Annotated in this window: 24 protein-coding genes; 3 read left to right on the forward strand and 21 right to left on the reverse strand. The window is 66.1% G+C overall.

Features of this window, described 5'->3' with window-relative positions:
* Positions 1-262 precede the first annotated feature (262 nt).
* The 21 genes from H8S57_RS10180 to H8S57_RS10280 all read right to left on the reverse strand — a co-directional run bounded on the left by H8S57_RS10180 (position 263) and on the right by H8S57_RS10280 (position 14012).
* A complete protein-coding gene (locus H8S57_RS10180) occupies positions 263-724 on the reverse strand; it encodes a phage holin family protein (protein ID WP_186907980.1) in 462 nt (153 codons plus the stop codon).
* A complete protein-coding gene (locus tag H8S57_RS10185; RefSeq protein WP_186907981.1) occupies positions 721-1287 on the reverse strand; it encodes a DUF2313 domain-containing protein in 567 nt (188 codons plus the stop codon). Before H8S57_RS10185 ends, H8S57_RS10180 begins: the two co-directional genes overlap by 4 nt.
* Positions 1284-2345 carry a baseplate J/gp47 family protein gene (locus H8S57_RS10190; RefSeq protein WP_186907982.1) on the reverse strand — a complete coding sequence of 354 codons (1062 nt, stop codon included), beginning with the start codon at positions 2343-2345 and terminating at the stop codon, positions 1284-1286. Before H8S57_RS10190 ends, H8S57_RS10185 begins: the two co-directional genes overlap by 4 nt.
* Positions 2346-2349: 4 nt before the next feature.
* Positions 2350-2694, reverse strand: coding sequence for a hypothetical protein (locus H8S57_RS10195; protein WP_186907983.1), 345 nt, complete (start codon positions 2692-2694; stop codon positions 2350-2352).
* Between the two features lies 1 nt (position 2695).
* Positions 2696-3073: a hypothetical protein gene (locus tag H8S57_RS10200; RefSeq protein ID WP_186907984.1), complete on the reverse strand. Its 378-nt coding sequence runs from the start codon at positions 3071-3073 to the stop codon at positions 2696-2698.
* Positions 3074-3109: 36 nt separating this feature from the next.
* On the reverse strand, positions 3110-4060 hold the full coding sequence (locus H8S57_RS10205; RefSeq protein WP_186907985.1) for a hypothetical protein: 951 nt from the start codon (positions 4058-4060) through the stop codon (positions 3110-3112).
* Positions 4057-4617, reverse strand: a complete 561-nt coding sequence (locus tag H8S57_RS10210; RefSeq protein WP_186908058.1) for a LysM peptidoglycan-binding domain-containing protein — start codon at positions 4615-4617, stop codon at positions 4057-4059. The genes H8S57_RS10205 and H8S57_RS10210 overlap by 4 nt, the downstream gene beginning before the upstream one ends.
* Positions 4618-4648: 31 nt before the next feature.
* On the reverse strand, positions 4649-5224 hold the full coding sequence (locus tag H8S57_RS10215) for a hypothetical protein (protein ID WP_186907986.1): 576 nt from the start codon (positions 5222-5224) through the stop codon (positions 4649-4651).
* Positions 5221-5430: a molybdopterin oxidoreductase gene (locus tag H8S57_RS10220; RefSeq protein WP_186907987.1), complete on the reverse strand. Its 210-nt coding sequence runs from the start codon at positions 5428-5430 to the stop codon at positions 5221-5223. Before H8S57_RS10220 ends, H8S57_RS10215 begins: the two co-directional genes overlap by 4 nt.
* Positions 5427-5852: a hypothetical protein gene (locus tag H8S57_RS10225; RefSeq protein ID WP_207723762.1), complete on the reverse strand. Its 426-nt coding sequence runs from the start codon at positions 5850-5852 to the stop codon at positions 5427-5429. Before H8S57_RS10225 ends, H8S57_RS10220 begins: the two co-directional genes overlap by 4 nt.
* Positions 5853-5913: 61 nt before the next feature.
* Positions 5914-6303 carry a hypothetical protein gene (locus H8S57_RS10230; protein ID WP_186907988.1) on the reverse strand — a complete coding sequence of 130 codons (390 nt, stop codon included), beginning with the start codon at positions 6301-6303 and terminating at the stop codon, positions 5914-5916.
* Between the two features lie 33 nt (positions 6304-6336).
* Positions 6337-7368 (reverse strand): phage tail sheath C-terminal domain-containing protein, encoded by a 1032-nt coding sequence (locus H8S57_RS10235; RefSeq protein WP_186907989.1) that lies wholly within the window; start codon positions 7366-7368, stop codon positions 6337-6339.
* The gene (locus H8S57_RS10240) at positions 7365-7862 is read right to left on the reverse strand and encodes a hypothetical protein (protein ID WP_186907990.1); all 498 of its coding nucleotides are present in this window, start codon (positions 7860-7862) and stop codon (positions 7365-7367) included. The genes H8S57_RS10235 and H8S57_RS10240 overlap by 4 nt, the downstream gene beginning before the upstream one ends.
* Before the next feature lie 26 nt (positions 7863-7888).
* The gene (locus H8S57_RS10245; RefSeq protein WP_186907991.1) at positions 7889-8212 is read right to left on the reverse strand and encodes a hypothetical protein; all 324 of its coding nucleotides are present in this window, start codon (positions 8210-8212) and stop codon (positions 7889-7891) included.
* Complete coding sequence (locus tag H8S57_RS10250) at positions 8209-8571, reverse strand: hypothetical protein (protein ID WP_186907992.1); 363 nt, start codon at positions 8569-8571, stop codon at positions 8209-8211. The genes H8S57_RS10245 and H8S57_RS10250 overlap by 4 nt, the downstream gene beginning before the upstream one ends.
* Positions 8568-9602: a phage major capsid protein gene (locus tag H8S57_RS10255; RefSeq protein WP_186907993.1), complete on the reverse strand. Its 1035-nt coding sequence runs from the start codon at positions 9600-9602 to the stop codon at positions 8568-8570. Before H8S57_RS10255 ends, H8S57_RS10250 begins: the two co-directional genes overlap by 4 nt.
* A 17-nt stretch (positions 9603-9619) precedes the next feature.
* Positions 9620-9961, reverse strand: a complete 342-nt coding sequence (locus H8S57_RS10260; protein ID WP_186907994.1) for a hypothetical protein — start codon at positions 9959-9961, stop codon at positions 9620-9622.
* Positions 9962-10281: 320 nt separating this feature from the next.
* Positions 10282-11175 carry a hypothetical protein gene (locus H8S57_RS10265; RefSeq protein WP_186907995.1) on the reverse strand — a complete coding sequence of 298 codons (894 nt, stop codon included), beginning with the start codon at positions 11173-11175 and terminating at the stop codon, positions 10282-10284.
* Positions 11172-12338 carry a serine/threonine protein phosphatase gene (locus tag H8S57_RS10270; protein ID WP_186907996.1) on the reverse strand — a complete coding sequence of 389 codons (1167 nt, stop codon included), beginning with the start codon at positions 12336-12338 and terminating at the stop codon, positions 11172-11174. The genes H8S57_RS10265 and H8S57_RS10270 overlap by 4 nt, the downstream gene beginning before the upstream one ends.
* A gap of 31 nt (positions 12339-12369) precedes the next feature.
* The gene (locus H8S57_RS10275; RefSeq protein WP_186907997.1) at positions 12370-13626 is read right to left on the reverse strand and encodes a PBSX family phage terminase large subunit; all 1257 of its coding nucleotides are present in this window, start codon (positions 13624-13626) and stop codon (positions 12370-12372) included.
* A gap of 59 nt (positions 13627-13685) precedes the next feature.
* Entirely contained in the window at positions 13686-14012 is a 327-nt protein-coding gene (locus H8S57_RS10280; protein ID WP_256175489.1) for an XRE family transcriptional regulator, read from the reverse strand.
* Positions 14013-14342: 330 nt separating this feature from the next.
* Between H8S57_RS10280 and murA the strand changes: the two genes are divergently transcribed.
* From murA to rlmH, 3 genes are all read left to right on the forward strand, one after another.
* Entirely contained in the window at positions 14343-15635 is a 1293-nt protein-coding gene (gene murA, locus H8S57_RS10285) for a UDP-N-acetylglucosamine 1-carboxyvinyltransferase (protein WP_186907998.1), read from the forward strand.
* Positions 15636-15704: 69 nt separating this feature from the next.
* Positions 15705-16493 (forward strand): MBL fold metallo-hydrolase, encoded by a 789-nt coding sequence (locus tag H8S57_RS10290; protein WP_186907999.1) that lies wholly within the window; start codon positions 15705-15707, stop codon positions 16491-16493.
* A 52-nt stretch (positions 16494-16545) separates the two neighbouring features.
* Positions 16546-17028, forward strand: a complete 483-nt coding sequence (gene rlmH / locus H8S57_RS10295; protein WP_186908000.1) for a 23S rRNA (pseudouridine(1915)-N(3))-methyltransferase RlmH — start codon at positions 16546-16548, stop codon at positions 17026-17028.
* The last annotated feature ends 33 nt before the right edge of the window (positions 17029-17061 follow it).

Here is a 17061-nt window from a genome sequence, read left to right on the forward strand (position 1 = left end):
ACGCTGCTTCGGTATGCCATGCAGCTCCTTTTTCCTTTCGCGTGTAAGAAGATGATGGATTGCTCTCTCTCCTGTCACCCCAAGTCTCTCCGCAACCTCTCGCTGTGTCATTCCGCCTTCAAGCATTTCTTTGATTTTAGGCAGTAATTCCTGGGTGTGCTGATACTTCCTTGCCATAATAATACCCCCTAATGTAGTACTTTCATTTTCCTACATTAGGGGGCGTTTTGTCTATTGTCCGTTTTTACTGGGGCGGTTCACATTACTCCTCCGGCCCTTTTTCCGCCCTCTGCTCCCGCAGGGCCTCCAGCGCCTGCCGGAGCGCCGCCGGGTAAGGTACGCCCATCAATCCCACGTTCTCCAGGATAGACAGCCCTTCGTTGCCCACAAAGAACAGAATCACCGCGGTCCGGGCCCAATCACTGCCCAACAGCAGGTCCAGCCGGGCGGCCACCAGCACGGCCGCCAGCTCCCCGGCCTTTTTGCACAGCCCGCGAAACCCGGCCCGGCTGTCCAGCGCGCCGCTCTCCGTCTTGCCGGAGCGCCGGAACACCCCCGCTACCAGCATACCGGTGAGGTAATCCACCGCCATGCAGAAAATCAAGCTCTGCAGTGCCGTATCCCAGCCTCCCAGCGCTTGGGCCAGCAGCCCTCCCGCCGCCGCCAGCAGGGCCAGCGCCCCATTTTTGATATGCTCCGCCTTCAACTCCACCCCAACTCTCATCGTACCAGCTTTTCCAATGCGCTCCAGCTCAGTCCCAGCGACTCGATCTCTCCCCAGGTCTGAAAGCGCGCCTGCAGCATGGCCCAGGTAATGTACCAGTAGACATACCGTATTTCCAGATGGCACGGCAGGATATCCTCGATGATGGCCCGCATCTCTGCAAACCCATCCGGGATCCCGGGCACCTCGGGAAAGCGCACCTCTACTACGCCGGGCTCCTCCGTCTCACTGGCCACCGCATTGAGCCCGCATCCGGCCAGGTTGTCGTTGATCGCCGAAAGCGTGAAGCTGTCGCCTCCAATCCGCAGCAGGGCCGCCAGAGCTGCCCGCCGCCGTTCCAGGACGCTTGCCACCGGCCGCCGCGCCAGCAGCGCTTCGATCCGCTCCAGGCCGTCCCCCTCCGCCGTGGTCAGCAGCATCTCCCGCTCCACCGTTTCCAGCGCGGCGGCGCAGCCGTCCAGGGCGGCTCCCACGGCCTCCAGCTCTCCGCCGTTGCAGGTCCCCTCCAGACGATAGACCCCCAGCGGCGCAAGCATCTGCCGGAGATAATCCGCATGCTTCAACCGCTCACCTCCATCTCCGTCACCGTCAGCGTTCCCAGCACAGGCAGCTCGTCCGCCGCTGCGGCTACGTCGGCGGCGGGGACGGCAATGCTGTAGTTGGCCACGCCGTCCACGCCGTAGATGACCGCCCCCAGCGCGGCCCGCAGCACATCCCGTCCCAGCAGCCGTCCGTCGAACTGCGCCCGCAGGGCGGCCTCCACCCGGCTGCGCACCGCTTCCCCGTCGGCGCCGTCCGCAGCTGCCACCGCCACGCTCACATCGATGCTTTTTACCTCCGGGGCCCGTACCCGTACGTCTACGGCGATCTCACGCCGCTGGGTGAAATAGCTGCTCAGCTGGGCCAGCAGGGCGCTGTCCGGCACCCCGGCGGGGGTGGATACCACCACATCCACCGTACCCACGCCCCTCGGGCGGGACAGCACCGCCGCCGCCGCCACCTCCGGGAACGACATGGCCCCCTGCTGATAAAAGGCGGCGTTGGCCCCGTTGGGCATTCTCTGGAAGGTCTCCAGCACCCGCACCCGCAGCGCCTCGTCCGTCTCCTCCTCCAGCCCGCCGGTAAAGGCTGCGGGGTTGGTGCACCGGCTCACGCCTACCGGGGCCACTGCCATGGCCCGGATGGTCCCGGCCGCCGCGTTGCCCGCGCTCCCCGGCTTCACCGCCTGCGCACGCACCTGAGCCGCGGTCTCTCCCGCCTGCAGCACCACATCCTCCAGGGTCTCGAAGCGCACCTGCTCCGCCGTCATGCACACCGTCCCCGCCGGGATGGAAAGGTCGGTTTGGGCGGCGCTGTCGGTCTCGAAGCGCAGCACTCCCTGGGCGCGTACCGCTTCCCGCCGCTCCAGCCCCCGCAGCTGGGCGTGCTTGTCCAGATACGCCCCGTGGGCGCTCTGGGGAAAGCACTGCCGTTCCACCCAATCTGCCTGTACATATAAGGCGTAGATCTGGGCGGCCACAGCGTACAGCCGCACCGCCAGGTCCCCGTCTCCCGCCGGGACGAGCCCGGTCTCCTCCTGAAACCGTGCAGCCATCCCGCTGTAGATCTCGTCCACCGTCATCCCTTCACGCTCCCTGTACGTCCATATCCAAACGCAGCGTCTCTCCCCGCCAGGTCAATCTGACCTGTAAGGTGCCCGTGCCGCTTAAAATCACATCGTCCACAAGCAGAGACTCCTCCTCTGCCAACGCCTCGGTCACATATTGACGGGCCAGCGCGCCTCGCCGCGCGGGCTGCGCCCCGGCCAGCCGATACAGCTGGCTGCCCAGCCCCGGCAGCGGCGGGAAGCAGCCCCGCCGGATACTCAGCTTCCACAGCACCCGCTGCAGCAGCTCCGCGCTCCCCTCCGCCCGCCGGAAGGAGCCCCGTCCGTCGCTCACATAGTCCCCGTCCCGCACCATCAGCTCCATCCTAACCGCCCTCCACCATCACGGGCAGCCCATTGACCAATACCGTGCCGCTCATGGAGATTACGCCGTCGTTGCGGATGCGGATGCTGGCCGCCCCGCCGCCGCTGTAGAGCACCACCTCGCCGGGCGCCAGGTTCCACGCACGCTGGCCGCGCACCCCCGCCGCGCAGGGCTGTTCCCCGTCGGGTCCGGCTTTGACCACCAGTACCCGCTCGCCCCGCATGGGCTGCCACTGATAGCCGCCGGGCGCGAATACCGGCACCTGACGGCGCTCTCCGTCCAGCAGAACGGCCGCCGGGTCTCCCGGCAGGCTCACCACACCCACCCGGGCCGCCTCCTGCCGTCCGTCCCGGCTCATCCCCTGTCTTGAGATCCACATGCTGTCTCCTCCTTGTCCAAACCGTCCCGCCGCCGTTCAAACGACCGCCGCCGCGTCCGCCAGGGTCAGCCGGGTATACGCGCCCCTCGCATCCATCCCGCACACGCTTTCCGTCACCCGCCAAAGCCCCCGGCAGACGTCGCGCTTCCAGTTTACCTCCACCAGCTCCCCCGGCCAGGCGCGGAAGGTGCCGGGCAGCATAAGCTCCACGCTGTGCCATCCCTCGGCGGCACGCTGGAGCTGGTATTCTCCGGAATAGCGCATGGCCTGATAGCTGCTGCGCCCCGGCATGGTCAGCACCCGGCGGCACTGTCCGCCCCGCCGGGCAAACCCGCTGTGGACCACCCGCTGCACCTGGTCCCGCGTCTTATCCCGTACCAGCACCTCGGACAAGACCCCGTAGCGCTTCTCCTTCCAGGCCAGCTCCAGCACCGCCGCGTCCTCGTCCAGCACCCGCCGCGCTCCATCCTGCCAGGCGCACACCTGCAGCCGCCCCTGCCGGTCAAAGCGGGGCGTCACGCCGCCGTAGTACCGGCAAAAATGATAGAGCGCCTGCCACTCGCTGCTCCCCATGGCCACGGAGAAGTCCGGCACCGCGGGCAGCCGGTCCGTCCGCCCCACCTGGATGCCGTAAGGGGTCACGTGGTCCCGCAGGATATCTGCCAGGGTGGCCGTCTGATAATCGCACCCCAGCGCCTCGTTGTCCAGCAGCAGCGCCGCCATGCTCCTGCCGGAAACGCTCAGGCGCGCTCCGTCTTCGTCCCAGCCGCAGCAAACCTCGTCCACCACGCCAGTAAACACCCGCTCCCCGTCCTCCTCCGCCGCAAAGCGTACCGCCTCGGCCAGCGCCCCGGCCTCGCCCGGTTCCCACAGGCACTCCAGATAGAAGCTGTCACAGGGGATTCCGCAGGCATATTCCATCCGCCAGGACGTCAGGTCGGGCAGGACGACGCGCCGTCCGTCCCAGCAGATCAGCGTCCCCGTCATGCTACCCGCACCTTCTCTCCCACCAGGATCAGGTTCGGGTTTTTGATCTGGGGATTGAGGGTAACCAGCGCCGTCAGCGTAAGGCCATAGCGCCGGGCGATCCCCCACATGGTCTCTCCCTGCGCCACTGTGTGCCAGACCGCGCCGCTCCTGCTTTCCGTCCCGGAGGCGCCGCTCCCGGCGCTCTCCCCCTGCTGTGTGCGCAGGGTTGTATTGTGTCCCTCATAGCCCTCCCAGAAGGCAAAGGTGTATCTCACATAATCCGCCCGGGGCTCCTGCGCCAGAGACAGCTCCACGAAATAGGCGTTGGCCGTTTGCCAGACCGGGTGGACCAGCAGTCCCGGTCCGTCGTCGTAAAAGACGCTCGCCAGCCTTTTGAATTCCGCATAGGCCTCTTCCCCCACAAATTCGCCCTCGCCCCGCATGACCCGCTGGGCGGGCCCCAGATCCTGTAAAAAATAGCGGCCAAAGGGCACCTTCCGCGCCCCCATCCTCCGCTCGTATTCGATGGTATAGACCCGCGGATTGTGGGGCCATACGTAGTCCTTATACCGCATCGCCGCCAGCTTCACCGGCGCTCTCCCCCTCTCAAAACAGGCGGAAGCCTGCGTCGTACCGCCGGGCGTCCCGCTCCAGCACCCGGTCCAGCTCCGCCGCCGTCACCCCGGCGGCGCTCTCTTCCGTCTGCCGCTCCACTACCGCGATCCGGCCCGGCCCTGTGCCGATGCTTCCGGCCGCCGCCGCGCTCCGCCGCACCTGTTCTTCCAGCCACGCCCCGGCGTCGTGTGACCGTCCTGCTGCCGTTTCCCGTGGCCGCGCCGCTCCGGCGGACGTCTTGGGCGCGCTCGCGCCCTCCTCCCGGCCCCGCGCCGCCGCGCCGGCCTGCCCTTTCCCGCCGCCGGATGCCGGCGCAGCGGCCGCTCTGCGCCCGTAAGGGGCGTCCTTCCGCCCCGCCGCCCCAAACTCCTCCCACACGCCGCACCGCTCTGCCGCCTGCGCGCCTTCCTCCGTCTCCCCGCCGGCCTCCGGCCGTCCGGCTCCGCCGGTTTTCTCCTCCTCCGCCGGGGCCGCCCACGCCGGGTCTGCCGGGAGCAGGAGCGGCTCTTTTTCTCCGTCCTCCGCCCGCCGCTGTGCCGCCAGCAGCCGCTCCAGGAAATCGATCAATCCGTCTCCCCCCGCATCAGCCGCTCAAACCGCTCCTCGTCGAACGCCGCGTTCTCTCCGCCAAGATACTCTCCCGCCGCGCCGCCGCAGACGGGGCAGCGCCCCTCTTCCGCCTGGGCCCGGCAGCTGGGGCAGAGCCGCCCCAGCTCCTCCTCGTGGTCCAGCAGCAGATTCAGCGCGCACCACAGATAGTCACGGCGCTTCATTTCCCGCACGCGCGCCTCGGTGGGCAGAGCTCCGAAGGTCTTGAGCACACGCCAGCGCAGGCGCTCCTCCGGCGTGTGCTCCAGGCTTTTTTTAGCTGCCGGCAGCGCTCCTCTCCATCTTCGGGCGCCGGGTCCTCCTGCCGCTCGAAGTCGGCCCAGCGTGTTGCCAGCACAGCGATCTCGGAGGCCGTCATCCCCCTCAGGACGGCCCAGCCGTCCTCGAACAGGGGCTCGCCGTCCCGTTCCAGCGCTCTGGCCAGCAAGCAGGCGTTGGAACACAGGGCCTGTTCTCCTGCGCTCTTTGCCAGCTCCTCCGCCTCCCGCCGGGCCTCCAGCACCTCCAGTGCGGAGAGCAGCCGCAGCTCGCTCCCGTCCTCCAGCCGCAGCCGCTGCGCTCCGGTCAAAATCGAATGTTCTCTCATTCTCTGCTCTCCCATCGCTCTTCCCCGGCCGGCACGCCGGCAAGCGCTCTGTCCCCCTCGCTCACGCCGCCGTCTCGATCCGCCTGGCCGCCATGATGGTAATTTTTTCCACAACCATAGCCCCCAGCGCGCCGGTCTCCCCGATCGCGCTCCACTGGCAGCCGGAATAAATGATCTTCCGGTCCGGCTTGCAGATGACCAGGCTGAAATCCTCCAGATCATGGAAATTAAGCCCGTCCCGGATGGCCTCGTCGGTGGCGTAGAGCCGCGTCAGTTCGATTACATGACTGCGCTGGCCCGGAATGGTAGCCACCGGCTCGTCTTCGCCGAAGGCCTCCACCGTCTGGCTGGTCCGGCTGGATCTTGCCGTGTAGCTTTGTACCACCGCCACCTTTTTCCCATCCACTTCCAAATAGATATCGCTGCTGGTGGGAAATCCCGAAATATTCACCTAAGCTTCCTCCTCCCCAAACGCCGCTGTGGGTCACACCGTAATATGCGCGCTCAGCCAAATCTGGTTGAGCCCGTGGGCCACCGTAAAGGAGAAATCCACCAGGCACACGGTTGGATTTTCACTGTCCGCGGTAACGGTCACCCCGTCGTATCCGGTGATGATCTCCCTTGCCAGCTTGTTCTCCAGTTCCAGCACCACCTGGGAGCGTATGGCTCCCCGGCTCTGTTCGGTATTCTTGGCCCGGCGGAACTTTGCCCGCAGTGCGGAGCGCACCGTGGGGATCACGTCGTCCACGATGCGGATGGTGGTCAGTTCCCGCCAGGTGGCGTCCGCCGCCGTTCCGCTTTTGGTCCGGGTGGTCACCCCCCGCACCACGCTGACCTTTCCCCCCACGCATTCCAACGGGGTCACCCCGCCCCGTACCAGCAGGTCGATCTCGCTGTCGCCGTACTGGGCCTGCAGCGTATCCACGCCCTTCAGTTCCGCGCCTCCCAGGGGCACAGCGGGGTCGTTCTCTCCGGCGATGGCCCCGGCCGCTGCGGCGGCGGCCAGCGCTCCGCCCGTCCCGTCGGCGGGGGCCGCCAGCACCACCCGCTCACTGTTCAGGGCCTCGGCCCGTGCCACCAGTTCGGAGACGTTCTCCCCGCTGCCGGGACACACCACCGCAATGCGCTCCCTTCGGGCCTGGGAGGCGTTTTCCACGCTCTCCCGCAGCTTCTGCTGCACGCCCAGGGTGGTACTGTCACAGAAGATCACCGCCAGGTCCTCCTCCGCTTCCAGCAGGGCGAAGGCCGCCTCATACCCCTCCTCCGCCGCCACAGGCGCCGCCTTTACCTGGGCCGCGCCGTTGCGGAAGAGCGTCTGCGCCAACCGGCACAGGTTGTCCTCCGCCCCAAAGGCGGCCGCCGCGTCCTCATATCGGGCCAAGGCGTGCAGTCCTCCCGCCTCCGCCTCGCTCAGGGCCGCGATGCCCACGGTCTTCCCGCTGCCGCCGCCGCTGACCACGGTGGACGCATCGTATCTGGAGTAGACCCCCGGCCGCTCATGTTTCGTCGTGCTCACACTTTTCCGTCCCCTCTCACGATAAAGTCCAGGAACGCGCCCGCCTCGTCCGCCACGGCGTAGAGCCATCCTTCACAGACCGCTTCCGCCGGGCAGCGCAGCAAATCCGTCCCTGGATCGTCTTCCACCTCGCCGCAGGAGAGCTCCAGCAGCTTCAGCCCTTCCGGCCCCTCCCGCTGCAGGGCTCCGGCCACCACGTCAAAGGCGGTCCGGAGCGCCGGAGCGCCGTCGGGCCCCGGCGCATACAGATCCAGCCCGAATACCAGCCGCACCTTCCGTCCGTAGAGCTCCTCCCAGCAGCCCCGCTCCTGGTTGTAGCGCTCCCCCAGATAATCCCGGAAGCCGCCCGGCCCGCCCTGGCAGGAGCGCAGGGAAACCGCCGCCACCGGCCCCTGCACGCGCCTGCGCGCTCCCCCGGGCCAGGCGCAGACCGCTTCCACTCCCGCTTTCCGCAGGCATTCGGCCATCCGCTCCCGCACGGTATCCAGCGTCATGCTTTCTTCCCCCTCCGCGTTTCCGGTCAATCCTCGTCCATGGGCCGCAGCACGGCCCGCCAGTGGGACAATACCGTCCCCAGGTAGAACGGCTGGGCGGAGATCACCCGGAAGCGCCGCCCAGCCCACTGGATAAAGCCGTCTCCCAGCCCCTCCAGCGCGATTCCCGGCTCGCCCAGGCAGAGCCACTTGTCCTGCCGTACCGCCCCCAGGGGCGAAGCCTGGACCTGCTCGCCGCGCTCCCGGATGGGCTGGAGGAAGGCCCGGCACGCCGTCCCCTCCTCCGCCCCTTCGCGCCAGAGGAGCACCCTCTGCCCATACCGCTGCAGCAGCCCCTCAAACAGGCTCATCCCGGCACCCCCCGGAATACGAAGCCGTCGTCCCGGAGATAGCGGGCCATGACCTGCCTGGCCTGGAGACGCAAAGCGGCACAGCGCGCCCTGGCGTCCATCCCGGATCGGTGGCGTATGCTCACGTCCCCGGCGCGGAAACTCTCCACTCCGCCGTCCTCTCCCGCTGCCAGACCGGCCAGGGCCAGCCAGGCTGCGCCCAGCAGGAAGGCCTCTCCGCAATCCTCGGGCGTCACGCCCTCCCGAAGCATTCCTTCCAGTTCCGCCCGGGCAGCCCGGCACAGGGGCTCCAGCGCCTCCGTTTCGGTGACGCCTGCCGGTCCCAGCGTCCGCGCCAGAGCCAAGATCTGCTCCGTCATCCGACCCTCAGCACCTTGGCCGCATCGGTGTAGAGCTTGGCAAAACCGCTGATGCTGGTGATGGCGGCCCGCTCCAGCTGCCGGTCGATCAGCTTGTCATACTCCACCAGCACGTCGGAGCCCTGCACCATCTCCAGCGCATAATGCTTGTCCAGCCCGATGAGCGTTCCGCTGTCCAGGGCGGCGGTGCGCAGCAGCTTGGCGCCCAGGGGCGTGGCCAGCTTGCCGGTCCCCTGGAAATTGAGTCCGGTCAGCGGGTTCTGGAATTCGGTGAGTTTGAGCAGCTTCAGCATCACGTCGCCGGATGCCAGCAGCGTGTTCATCTCATAGGGGTCGAACTGGGCCCAGAAATCCACCAGTTCGCTGTAGGTCAGGCTGCCCGCCGTGCCGCCGATGGGGCTGGTGCCGACCTTGAGGGCCTGGGCCGGATTGCTGTTTCCGTCGCCGTTCAGCAGCACGTCGATGGCGTCCTCCAGATGCATCCGGTTGATGTGCGCGCCGATCTGGCGCAGGGTGACAGAGAACAGGTCCAGCTTCTGGTAGCGGATGGCTTCGTAGGAGGCCACCAGCATCCGTCCCCGCTTGTGGAGCTTCACCAGGTTCTCCTGGGTCTTCACCTCGGTCTGGGGGATGGCGGCCCCCTCCTCCACCCGGCGCAGTTCCCGCTTGGTCTTTTCCGGGACCGACGTGATGGAACGGTAGTCCATTCCTTCAAACCGCGTCACCGCGGCGGTAATGTGGGGCAGCAGATCCGCCTCCTCCATCCCCTGCCGTACGGAGCGGGCGATGTACTCGGGAAAGAGCACTGCGGACTGTGCGGTGTGGAAGAATTTCTCCACCACGTCGCTGCCCGCGCCCTTCACCTTGATGTCAAAGCGCTTGAGCTGCCGCTGGTAAGCGTCCAGTCCCTCCAGGGCCGTGCCTTTGTAGTGCTCGGAGGGGTCCTCCCGCTCCAGCACCTGGGTAAAGCTTTGGCCGGCTTCGTTGTACATGCCCTTTTCCAGTCTGAGATTGTCGTACAGATAAGCCATATGTTTCTCCTCCCCTTTTACAGGCGCACCACGGCGCCGTCGCTGTCCGCGCTGAGCACCAGCAGTTCTGTGCCGCCGGTGGCGGCCGCTTTGACGCCGCCGCTTCCGTCGGCGGCCAGCTTGACCCACCCGGCGCTGACGCCCTCGCCCGTGACGCTCACCCTGACCAGGCCCGCCAGCTGCACGGCGGCGTAGCCGTCCTGGGCGGAAAGCGCCATGCCGCAGAATCGGTCGCCGTCGCTGCAGGCCCCCACGGCGCCATTCCCCGTGACCTTTACCACCTGTCCTGCCGTTACTCCGTCGCCGCAGGCGAAGGTAGCCGCCACCTCTCCGATCCCCTCAAACGAAATCTTGCTCATTCCCGTTTCTCCTTTCGCGTTCTCCGCTTCCTTTTGCGTCTGTGTTCTTCCGCCGCGCCGGGCGTTTGCGCCCCGGGCCCTGCGGGCTGTCCCGGCCTTGTTTGCTCCAGAGGGACAGGTTCGTCCATGGGGCGCTTCTTCCGGTCCCAAACGGGCTTAAGGCATCACCGCACAATTCCCCACGCACGCCTTGGCGGCCAATTTGCCCCACAAATGCGCTGCAAAACCTTGCAATACGCAAAGTATTCCTGCGGTTTTGCGCCTTTTTGCAGCACAAGTTTTCGCGCCGCTCCGCACGCGTTGAATCCTGCGGTAATGCCTTAAATCAAAAACGCCACGTCGTCCCGCTGTGCCTCCCGCTCCCCACCGGTATCCTTGATTTGTGGCGCCGTCGGGAAGCGCTCGTCCAGCCGTTTCTCATAGGCCCGTTTCACCGCCAGTAATTCCTCCTCGTCCAGTTTTCCGGCGATCTGCTTGAGCACGCCGCCGCTCAGCTCCGGCTCCGCCAGCGCGCCCAGCCGGGCGATCTCCTCCCGCAGTCCCGCCAGGTACCTGCGCCCCAGCTCGGCTTCCCGCTCCAGCTGTTCCCTGTCCGTTTCCCGCTTCATCTGTTTGATCACCCCCGCGTTTTTCTGGGCCGGCACCGCTACAAACGACCACTCATAGGCGTCGGTGGCCTCCCGCAGGTCGGCCCAGCACAGCTTGCCGTTGTAGGTGCGCCCTTTGACATGCCTGCATTTCGTCCGGTCGTTGTGGTCCTCCCCGCATATGGAGCAAACCGCCCGCTCCACCGCGCAGCCCACGCTGACCTCCTTTTTGATGCCGCCCTCGATCTCCGCGATCAGGTCCCGGTTCTTCTCCGTGCGCAGCATGTAGGCGTACCCCTTCAGATAGCAGTATGCGTCCCCCGCGCCGGTACGCTTTTCCGTCTCCTGCACCAGCTCGGTGCGGTAAATGCGGGCGGTCTGCCCCAGGGCGCTCCACTGGTGGTCAAATACTCCGCTCTTCCCCACAAAGAGCCTTTCCAGTTCCTGCAAGGTCTCCAACGGGAACCGTTCCCCGTCGCGGTCGATCTCGTTGTCGCACAGCCGCACTCCGAAGGCGTATACCTCTCCGGCCTTCAGCTCCTTCCGGCTCAGGGCATTGATCTGTGCCAGCTCGCCTTCGGCCAGTTCCAATCCCTGCCCCGCCCGGGCCTGCTTTTGTATCCTCACCGTTTCGCTTCCTCCTTTTCATTTTCCAGCCGCAGCGCCCGGGTCTGCTCCCGGTACAGCTCCGCTCTTGCCTCTTCCACCAGGTCCTGCAGGTTGATGTCTTCCCAGTCCACCTCCACCGGCTCGTCGTACCCATGCAGACGCAGCCACAGCTCGCACACCCGTTCCACCACCGGCGCCAGTCCCCGCCGTATAGCGGTGATCTCACTGGTCATCATGTCGGCCTGCTGGGCGCTCATTCGTTCGGTGGAGGACCAGGACAGTCCCAGCAGGAAGGGCGGTATGCCCGTGCGGGCGATCAGCTGTTCCAGGATCTGCCGGACGGGCACCTCGCTGTCCAGCACCTGGTTGTCCGCTCCGATGACCTTGATGTCCACGTCGCCCACGGCCACAAAGTCCCGGACGCTGCCCTGCTTTCCCGCCTGCATGGCAGCCGACCACTCCCGGGCCAGGCACTGGCTCCGCTCCTGCGCCCAGGCCCGGTCCAGCCCGTCCCCCTCAGGCTTATAGATCACGGCAAAGCGCACGTTTCCCAAACGCTCCCAGTTCATGCCGGTAGCCTGATAAATTTTCAGCAGGATCTCCGTCAAAAAGGGCATCGACCGCAGCAGGCTCACTCCGTAAGGGCTGCCCACCTCCGGTTGAAACGGGGTAAACAGCAGCAGCTCCTGGCAGGGCAGCGGCTCCATTCCGCCGCCTTCGGCCCGGGTGCAGAGCTGGAACTCCATTGGGGACGCCCCCTCCCGGATCTCCACCTCCGCCGGATCTCCGCACAGCAGTGCGGCAATCTCCCGCCGTCTGCGGTCCAGCACGATCTCCCCTACGGCCCGCCCGCAGGTCAGCATGGCGTCCAGATAGCGGTCCAGAAAGGACTGCACGCCCCGCTGGCCCCGTCCGGTGTCCACCGTCCGCAAAAACCGCTCCAGTCCCGCCTGGGCCTGTTCCGTCCGGCAGCGCACCTGTACGCCGCCGGACAGCCGGATCAGCTTCAAGATTGCGGCGTCCACAATGGGCACCGCCTCCCGGATGCTGCGGTAAAGGGCGATTTCCCCGCTGCGCAGCGGCACATAACCGTCCAGCAGCCGGAAGGGATGCCGTCCCCCGTCCCGCAGCTGGACTGCAGCCGTCCCTCCCCCGTCCGCTTTCTTGTTCCAAAATCCCATCGCTCCGTACTCCTCTCCCGCTTGCCGCGTCTCAAAACGCCTGCCGCTCCACGGCCCACGCCCCAACGCCGCCGTACGCCCGCCGCGCGGCTACGGTAGCGGCAAAATACCGAATATCGTCCATGGCGTGATCGTGCTCCTTTCGGACCCGGTCGCCCGTCGCCCGCTCATCCCAGCAGTACAGGCCAAACTCCCGGATGGCGTCCCGGCAGGCCGGGCCTATCACGATGCGCCCCTGCTTCAGCAGCCCGGCGGTCAGGCGGATGCCGGAGAGCACGTCGTTTTCTCCCCGTATGACCCGCCATCCCTCCCGCCGCAGGGCCTCCAGAAAGCTGGCCGCCGACGGATCGGCCACCACGCAGGCGATCTCCCGGCCGCCCGCCAGCCGCTTCAGGTCCTGTACGTATTCCCCGTCGGTCTTCTGTCTGCCCCGGGCGCGGGAATCGTAGTAAAATTCCTCCACCCGGTACCAGACCCCGTCTCTGCGCCCCCACAGCCCGAAGGACGCGGGATTCACCGTCCCGTAATCGCAGGAGATGCACCATTGCTCCATCGCCCCCTCCGGCGGAGGCCTGATGTAGCTTTCGTCGAAGAAATCGTATACCCGCCCCTCGGCGGCCGCCCACTCCCCCAATACGAACCTGCGGTAAAAGGCCCCGCTGAAGCTGCGGCCGTACCGCCGTATGACCTGGGGAGACAGGGCCGGGTTGTCCTGCATGGTAAAGTGGAGGTAGAGGGCCCTGCGCTCCTCCCGCTTCAGGATCCATTCTTTGTAAAACCAGTGCTCCGGCCCCGCAGGGTTACAGGAAAACCACAGCTTGGCCCCCGTGACGGAGCAGCGGGCCGCCGCCTGTTCCACAAAGGAGCGTGGCATCAGCGCCGCCTCGTCCAGCAGCACCCCTGCCAGCGTCATCCCCTGGATCAGCCCTGCGCTGCCCTCATCCCGGCCGCCGAAGAGGTAAAACGTATTTTCCTGCCCGCCAAAGCGCACGCGCACCCGGTTTTGGGAGACGGTTTCCTGATATCGGAACCCAAGCTCGCCCAGTGCCGGCAGTAGGGTGCTCAGCAGGTTGCGCCGCAGGGCGGATACCGTCTTGCCGCACAGGGCGAATTTCTCCCCGCCGAAGCGCCGCATGGCCCAGCAGAAAAAGGACAGTCCCATGCACAGCGTCTTCCCGCTGCGCACGGCCCCGTCGCAGATGATCGCCTCCCGGTCTCTGGTCCCGGCCCCGTCGCACCACCATGTGAGCACTTGTCTCTGCTTTTCCGAAAACGCCTTGAACTGCATGCCTCACGTCCCTCTCCGCCGGTTCCGTCTTCCCGAATCTCCGTGCCGCCGCGCTGTTTTCATCCGCTCTCCCCGCCTCCCGCCGTTTGCTCCAGCGCGCGGAAAAACTGCTCCGCTTTTTCCCGCTCGCCGTCCCCGGCCAGGGCGATCAGCTTCTCCAGCGCCGCCAGGCGGTCCACCAGCTTGATCTCCACCGTCCCGTTGCCGCTGCGTTTGAACTCGGCCAGCTCCTCCAGCTCCAGCGCGTCGATCCGCTCCCACTGCTCCGGCGGCAAGCCGCTGCCCAGGAAGGCCAGCTTTACCGCGTCGTTGACTCGTCCGTTGGCCAACTCCTCCATCCGCCGGAGCAGCGCTTCCCGTCCTCTCTGCTTTTTGGAACTACTCACCCTCGCTCACTCCTCACCCCTCCCCCGCCCCCTAAAAATGTTGCCTGTTTGGATGCAACCAGCTTTCAAAAAAATAAAGCATAAAATTTTGCAAAAGCGGGCATCGTGTCTTTGAGTGGAAAGGGCGCGCGGAAACACCTGGAAATTTCCAGCTCGGGCGAAAATAGGTTTGCTTTTGCAGGCAGATATGCTATAATGTATGCGTATAGGAGCGCGCTGTCCTTGTACGGCGGCTTATCCTGCTGCTTTTTACCGGGCCGGCTGCTCACCGGCCCTTGGATACCGTGTGCCCGAAACGGAAGCGCACGGAAGGAATAGAGGGTTGAAGGTTTGACGAAATATGTAATTCACGGCGGGAGACCGCTGTTTGGAGAGATCGACATCAGCGGCGCCAAGAACGCCGCTGTCGCTATCATCCCCGCCGCCCTGCTGGTGGACGGCGTCTGCCGCATCGAGAACATTCCCCAGATCAGCGACGTGACGCTGATCCTGAATATCCTCCAGGATCTGGGTGCCGACGTACGCACGGTCAACCGCACTACGGTGGACATCGACTGCTCCCATATCCGCAACGCCCGCGTCCCGGAGGAGCTGGCCCGCAAGATTCGGGCCTCCTACTATCTGATCGGCGCGCTGCTGGGCCGCTTCGGCTCGGCGGAGGTCCCCCCTCCCGGCGGCTGCGACTTCGGCGGGCGCCCCATTGACCAGCACATCAAGGGTTTTGTGGCCATGGGGGCCGACGTGGACGTACAGGGCGGCTATATTCACGCCCGCGCCCGGGCGGGCCGGATGCAGGGCACCCAGGTCTACCTGGACATCGTCTCCGTGGGCGCTACCATGAACATCATGCTCTCCGCCGTTCTGGCCCAGGGCATGACGGTCATCGAGAACGCCGCCAAAGAGCCTCATGTGGTGGACCTGGCCAACTTCCTCAACTCCATGGGGGCCGACATCATGGGCGCGGGCACCGACGTCATCAAGATCCGCGGGGTAGCGCGTCTCAGCGGCGGCAGCTACTCCATCATTCCCGATCAGATCGAGGCGGGCACTTACATGGCCGCCGTGGCTGCCGCCGGCGGCGAGGTTCTGGTAAAAAACGTCATCCCCAAGCATCTGGAGTGCATCACGGCCAAGCTGCTGGAAATGGGCGTAGCGGTCGAAGAGCGGGACGACGCGGTGCTGGTGTGCCGCACCGGCAATCTCACCCGCACCAACGTGAAGACCCTGCCCTACCCCGGTTTCCCGACCGATATGCAGCCCCAGATTGCCGCCATCCTCTGTCTGGCCGAGGGAACCAGCGTGCTCACGGAAGGCGTATGGGACAACCGTTACCGCTATGTGGATGAATTTCGCCGCATGGGCGCCCAGATCCAGGTGGACGGCAAGATCGCCGTGATCGAGGGCGTGGAAAAGCTCACCGGCGCCCGGATCCGCGCCTGCGACCTGCGGGCCGGCGCCGCCATGGTCATTGCGGGCCTGGCGGCCCAGGGCACGACCGAGATCAGCAATATCTACCATATTGAGCGCGGCTACGAGGATATCGTGCGCAAGCTCTCCGGCGTGGGCGCGGATATCCGGGTGGTCGTTACCCCGGATGCCGGGAAACAGGCTCAGGTGGGCTGAACACAGAGCAAACGGGCGGCGGCAGAATGCCGCCGCCCGTTGCAGTATACATAGAAGGAGCGAGACGACTTGCTGGAGCTTTGCACCCTGGCCAGCGGCTCCAGCGGAAATTGCCTGCTGGCGTCCGACGGGACCACCCATCTTCTCATCGATGCGGGCATCTCCGCCCGGCGCATCTGCAAAAGCCTGCGCGCGCTGGGCGTGGAGCCCGCCGGCCTGTCCGGTATTCTTATCACCCACGAGCATTCCGACCACATCGGCGGCCTGGCCACCCTGACCAAGCAATTGCGCCTGCCGGTGTACGCCAGCCGGGGCACCGCGCTGCAACTGTGCTATCGCATCGCCTTTTTGGAGGACGTGATCCATCCCTTTCAGGCCGCCGGCGCCTTCTCCATCGGTTCGTTGGGGATCACCAGCTTCCCCACCCCCCACGACTCCGCCGACAGTGTGGGCTACACCCTCACCGACGGGCGCCGGAAGGCTGCGGTGGCCACCGACTTGGGCCATCTGACGCCCGCCGTCTCCGCCGGGATCGCGGGGGCCCACCTGCTGGTGTGCGAGGCCAATCACGACGTGGAGTGGCTGCGCTGCGGCCCCTATCCTTATTTTCTCAAGCAGCGCATTCTGGGGGACCGGGGCCATCTGTCCAACGAGGCGGGGGCGGCCCTGGCCTGCGCGGCGGTGGAGGGCGGGACCCAAACCGTGGTGCTGGCCCATCTGTCCGCAGAAAACAATACCCCCGTGCGCGCCTATGATACGGTCCATGCCGCGCTGTCCGGCCGGGGCGTGGCGGTGGGCCGGGACGTGACGCTGGAGGTAGCCCCCCGCTCCGAACCCGGCCGCCGCTATTGCGTCTGATTCTCCGCGCCCCTTCCGCCCGGGACGCGCCGTCTTTGCGAAAGGAGCATCTATGCTGGAAGTCCATCTGATCTGCGTGGGAAAACTGAAGGAAAAATTTTATACCGACGCGGTCTCGGAATATACCAAGCGTCTTTCAGCCTATTGCAGGCTCACCATGACCGAGCTGCCCGAAGAACGGCTGCCGCAGAATCCTTCTCAGGCGCAGATCGACGCCGCCCTGGCCCGGGAGGCCGCGGCCATCCGCTCCAGGCTGCCTGCCAGCTCCAGCGTGGTGGCTCTGTGCGTGGAGGGCCGCCAGCGCTCCAGCGAGGAGCTGGCCGCCCTGCTGGAGACCTGGGCGCAGAACTCCTCCAAACGCCTGGTTTTCCTCATCGGCGGCTCCCACGGTCTGGACAGCGCGCTGAAAGACAGCGCCTGGGTCCGGCTCTCCATGTCTCCCATGACCTTTCCCCATCATCTGGCGCGGGTGATGCTGCTGGAGCAGCTCTACCGCGGCTTCAAGATCAACGAGGGTTCAAGCTATCATAAATAGGGGGTGTTCCCCCAGGAACCTTTTGCGCCCGTC

Source organism: Lawsonibacter hominis (assembly GCF_014287895.1).
Taxonomy (GTDB): domain Bacteria; phylum Bacillota; class Clostridia; order Oscillospirales; family Oscillospiraceae; genus Lawsonibacter_A; species Lawsonibacter_A hominis.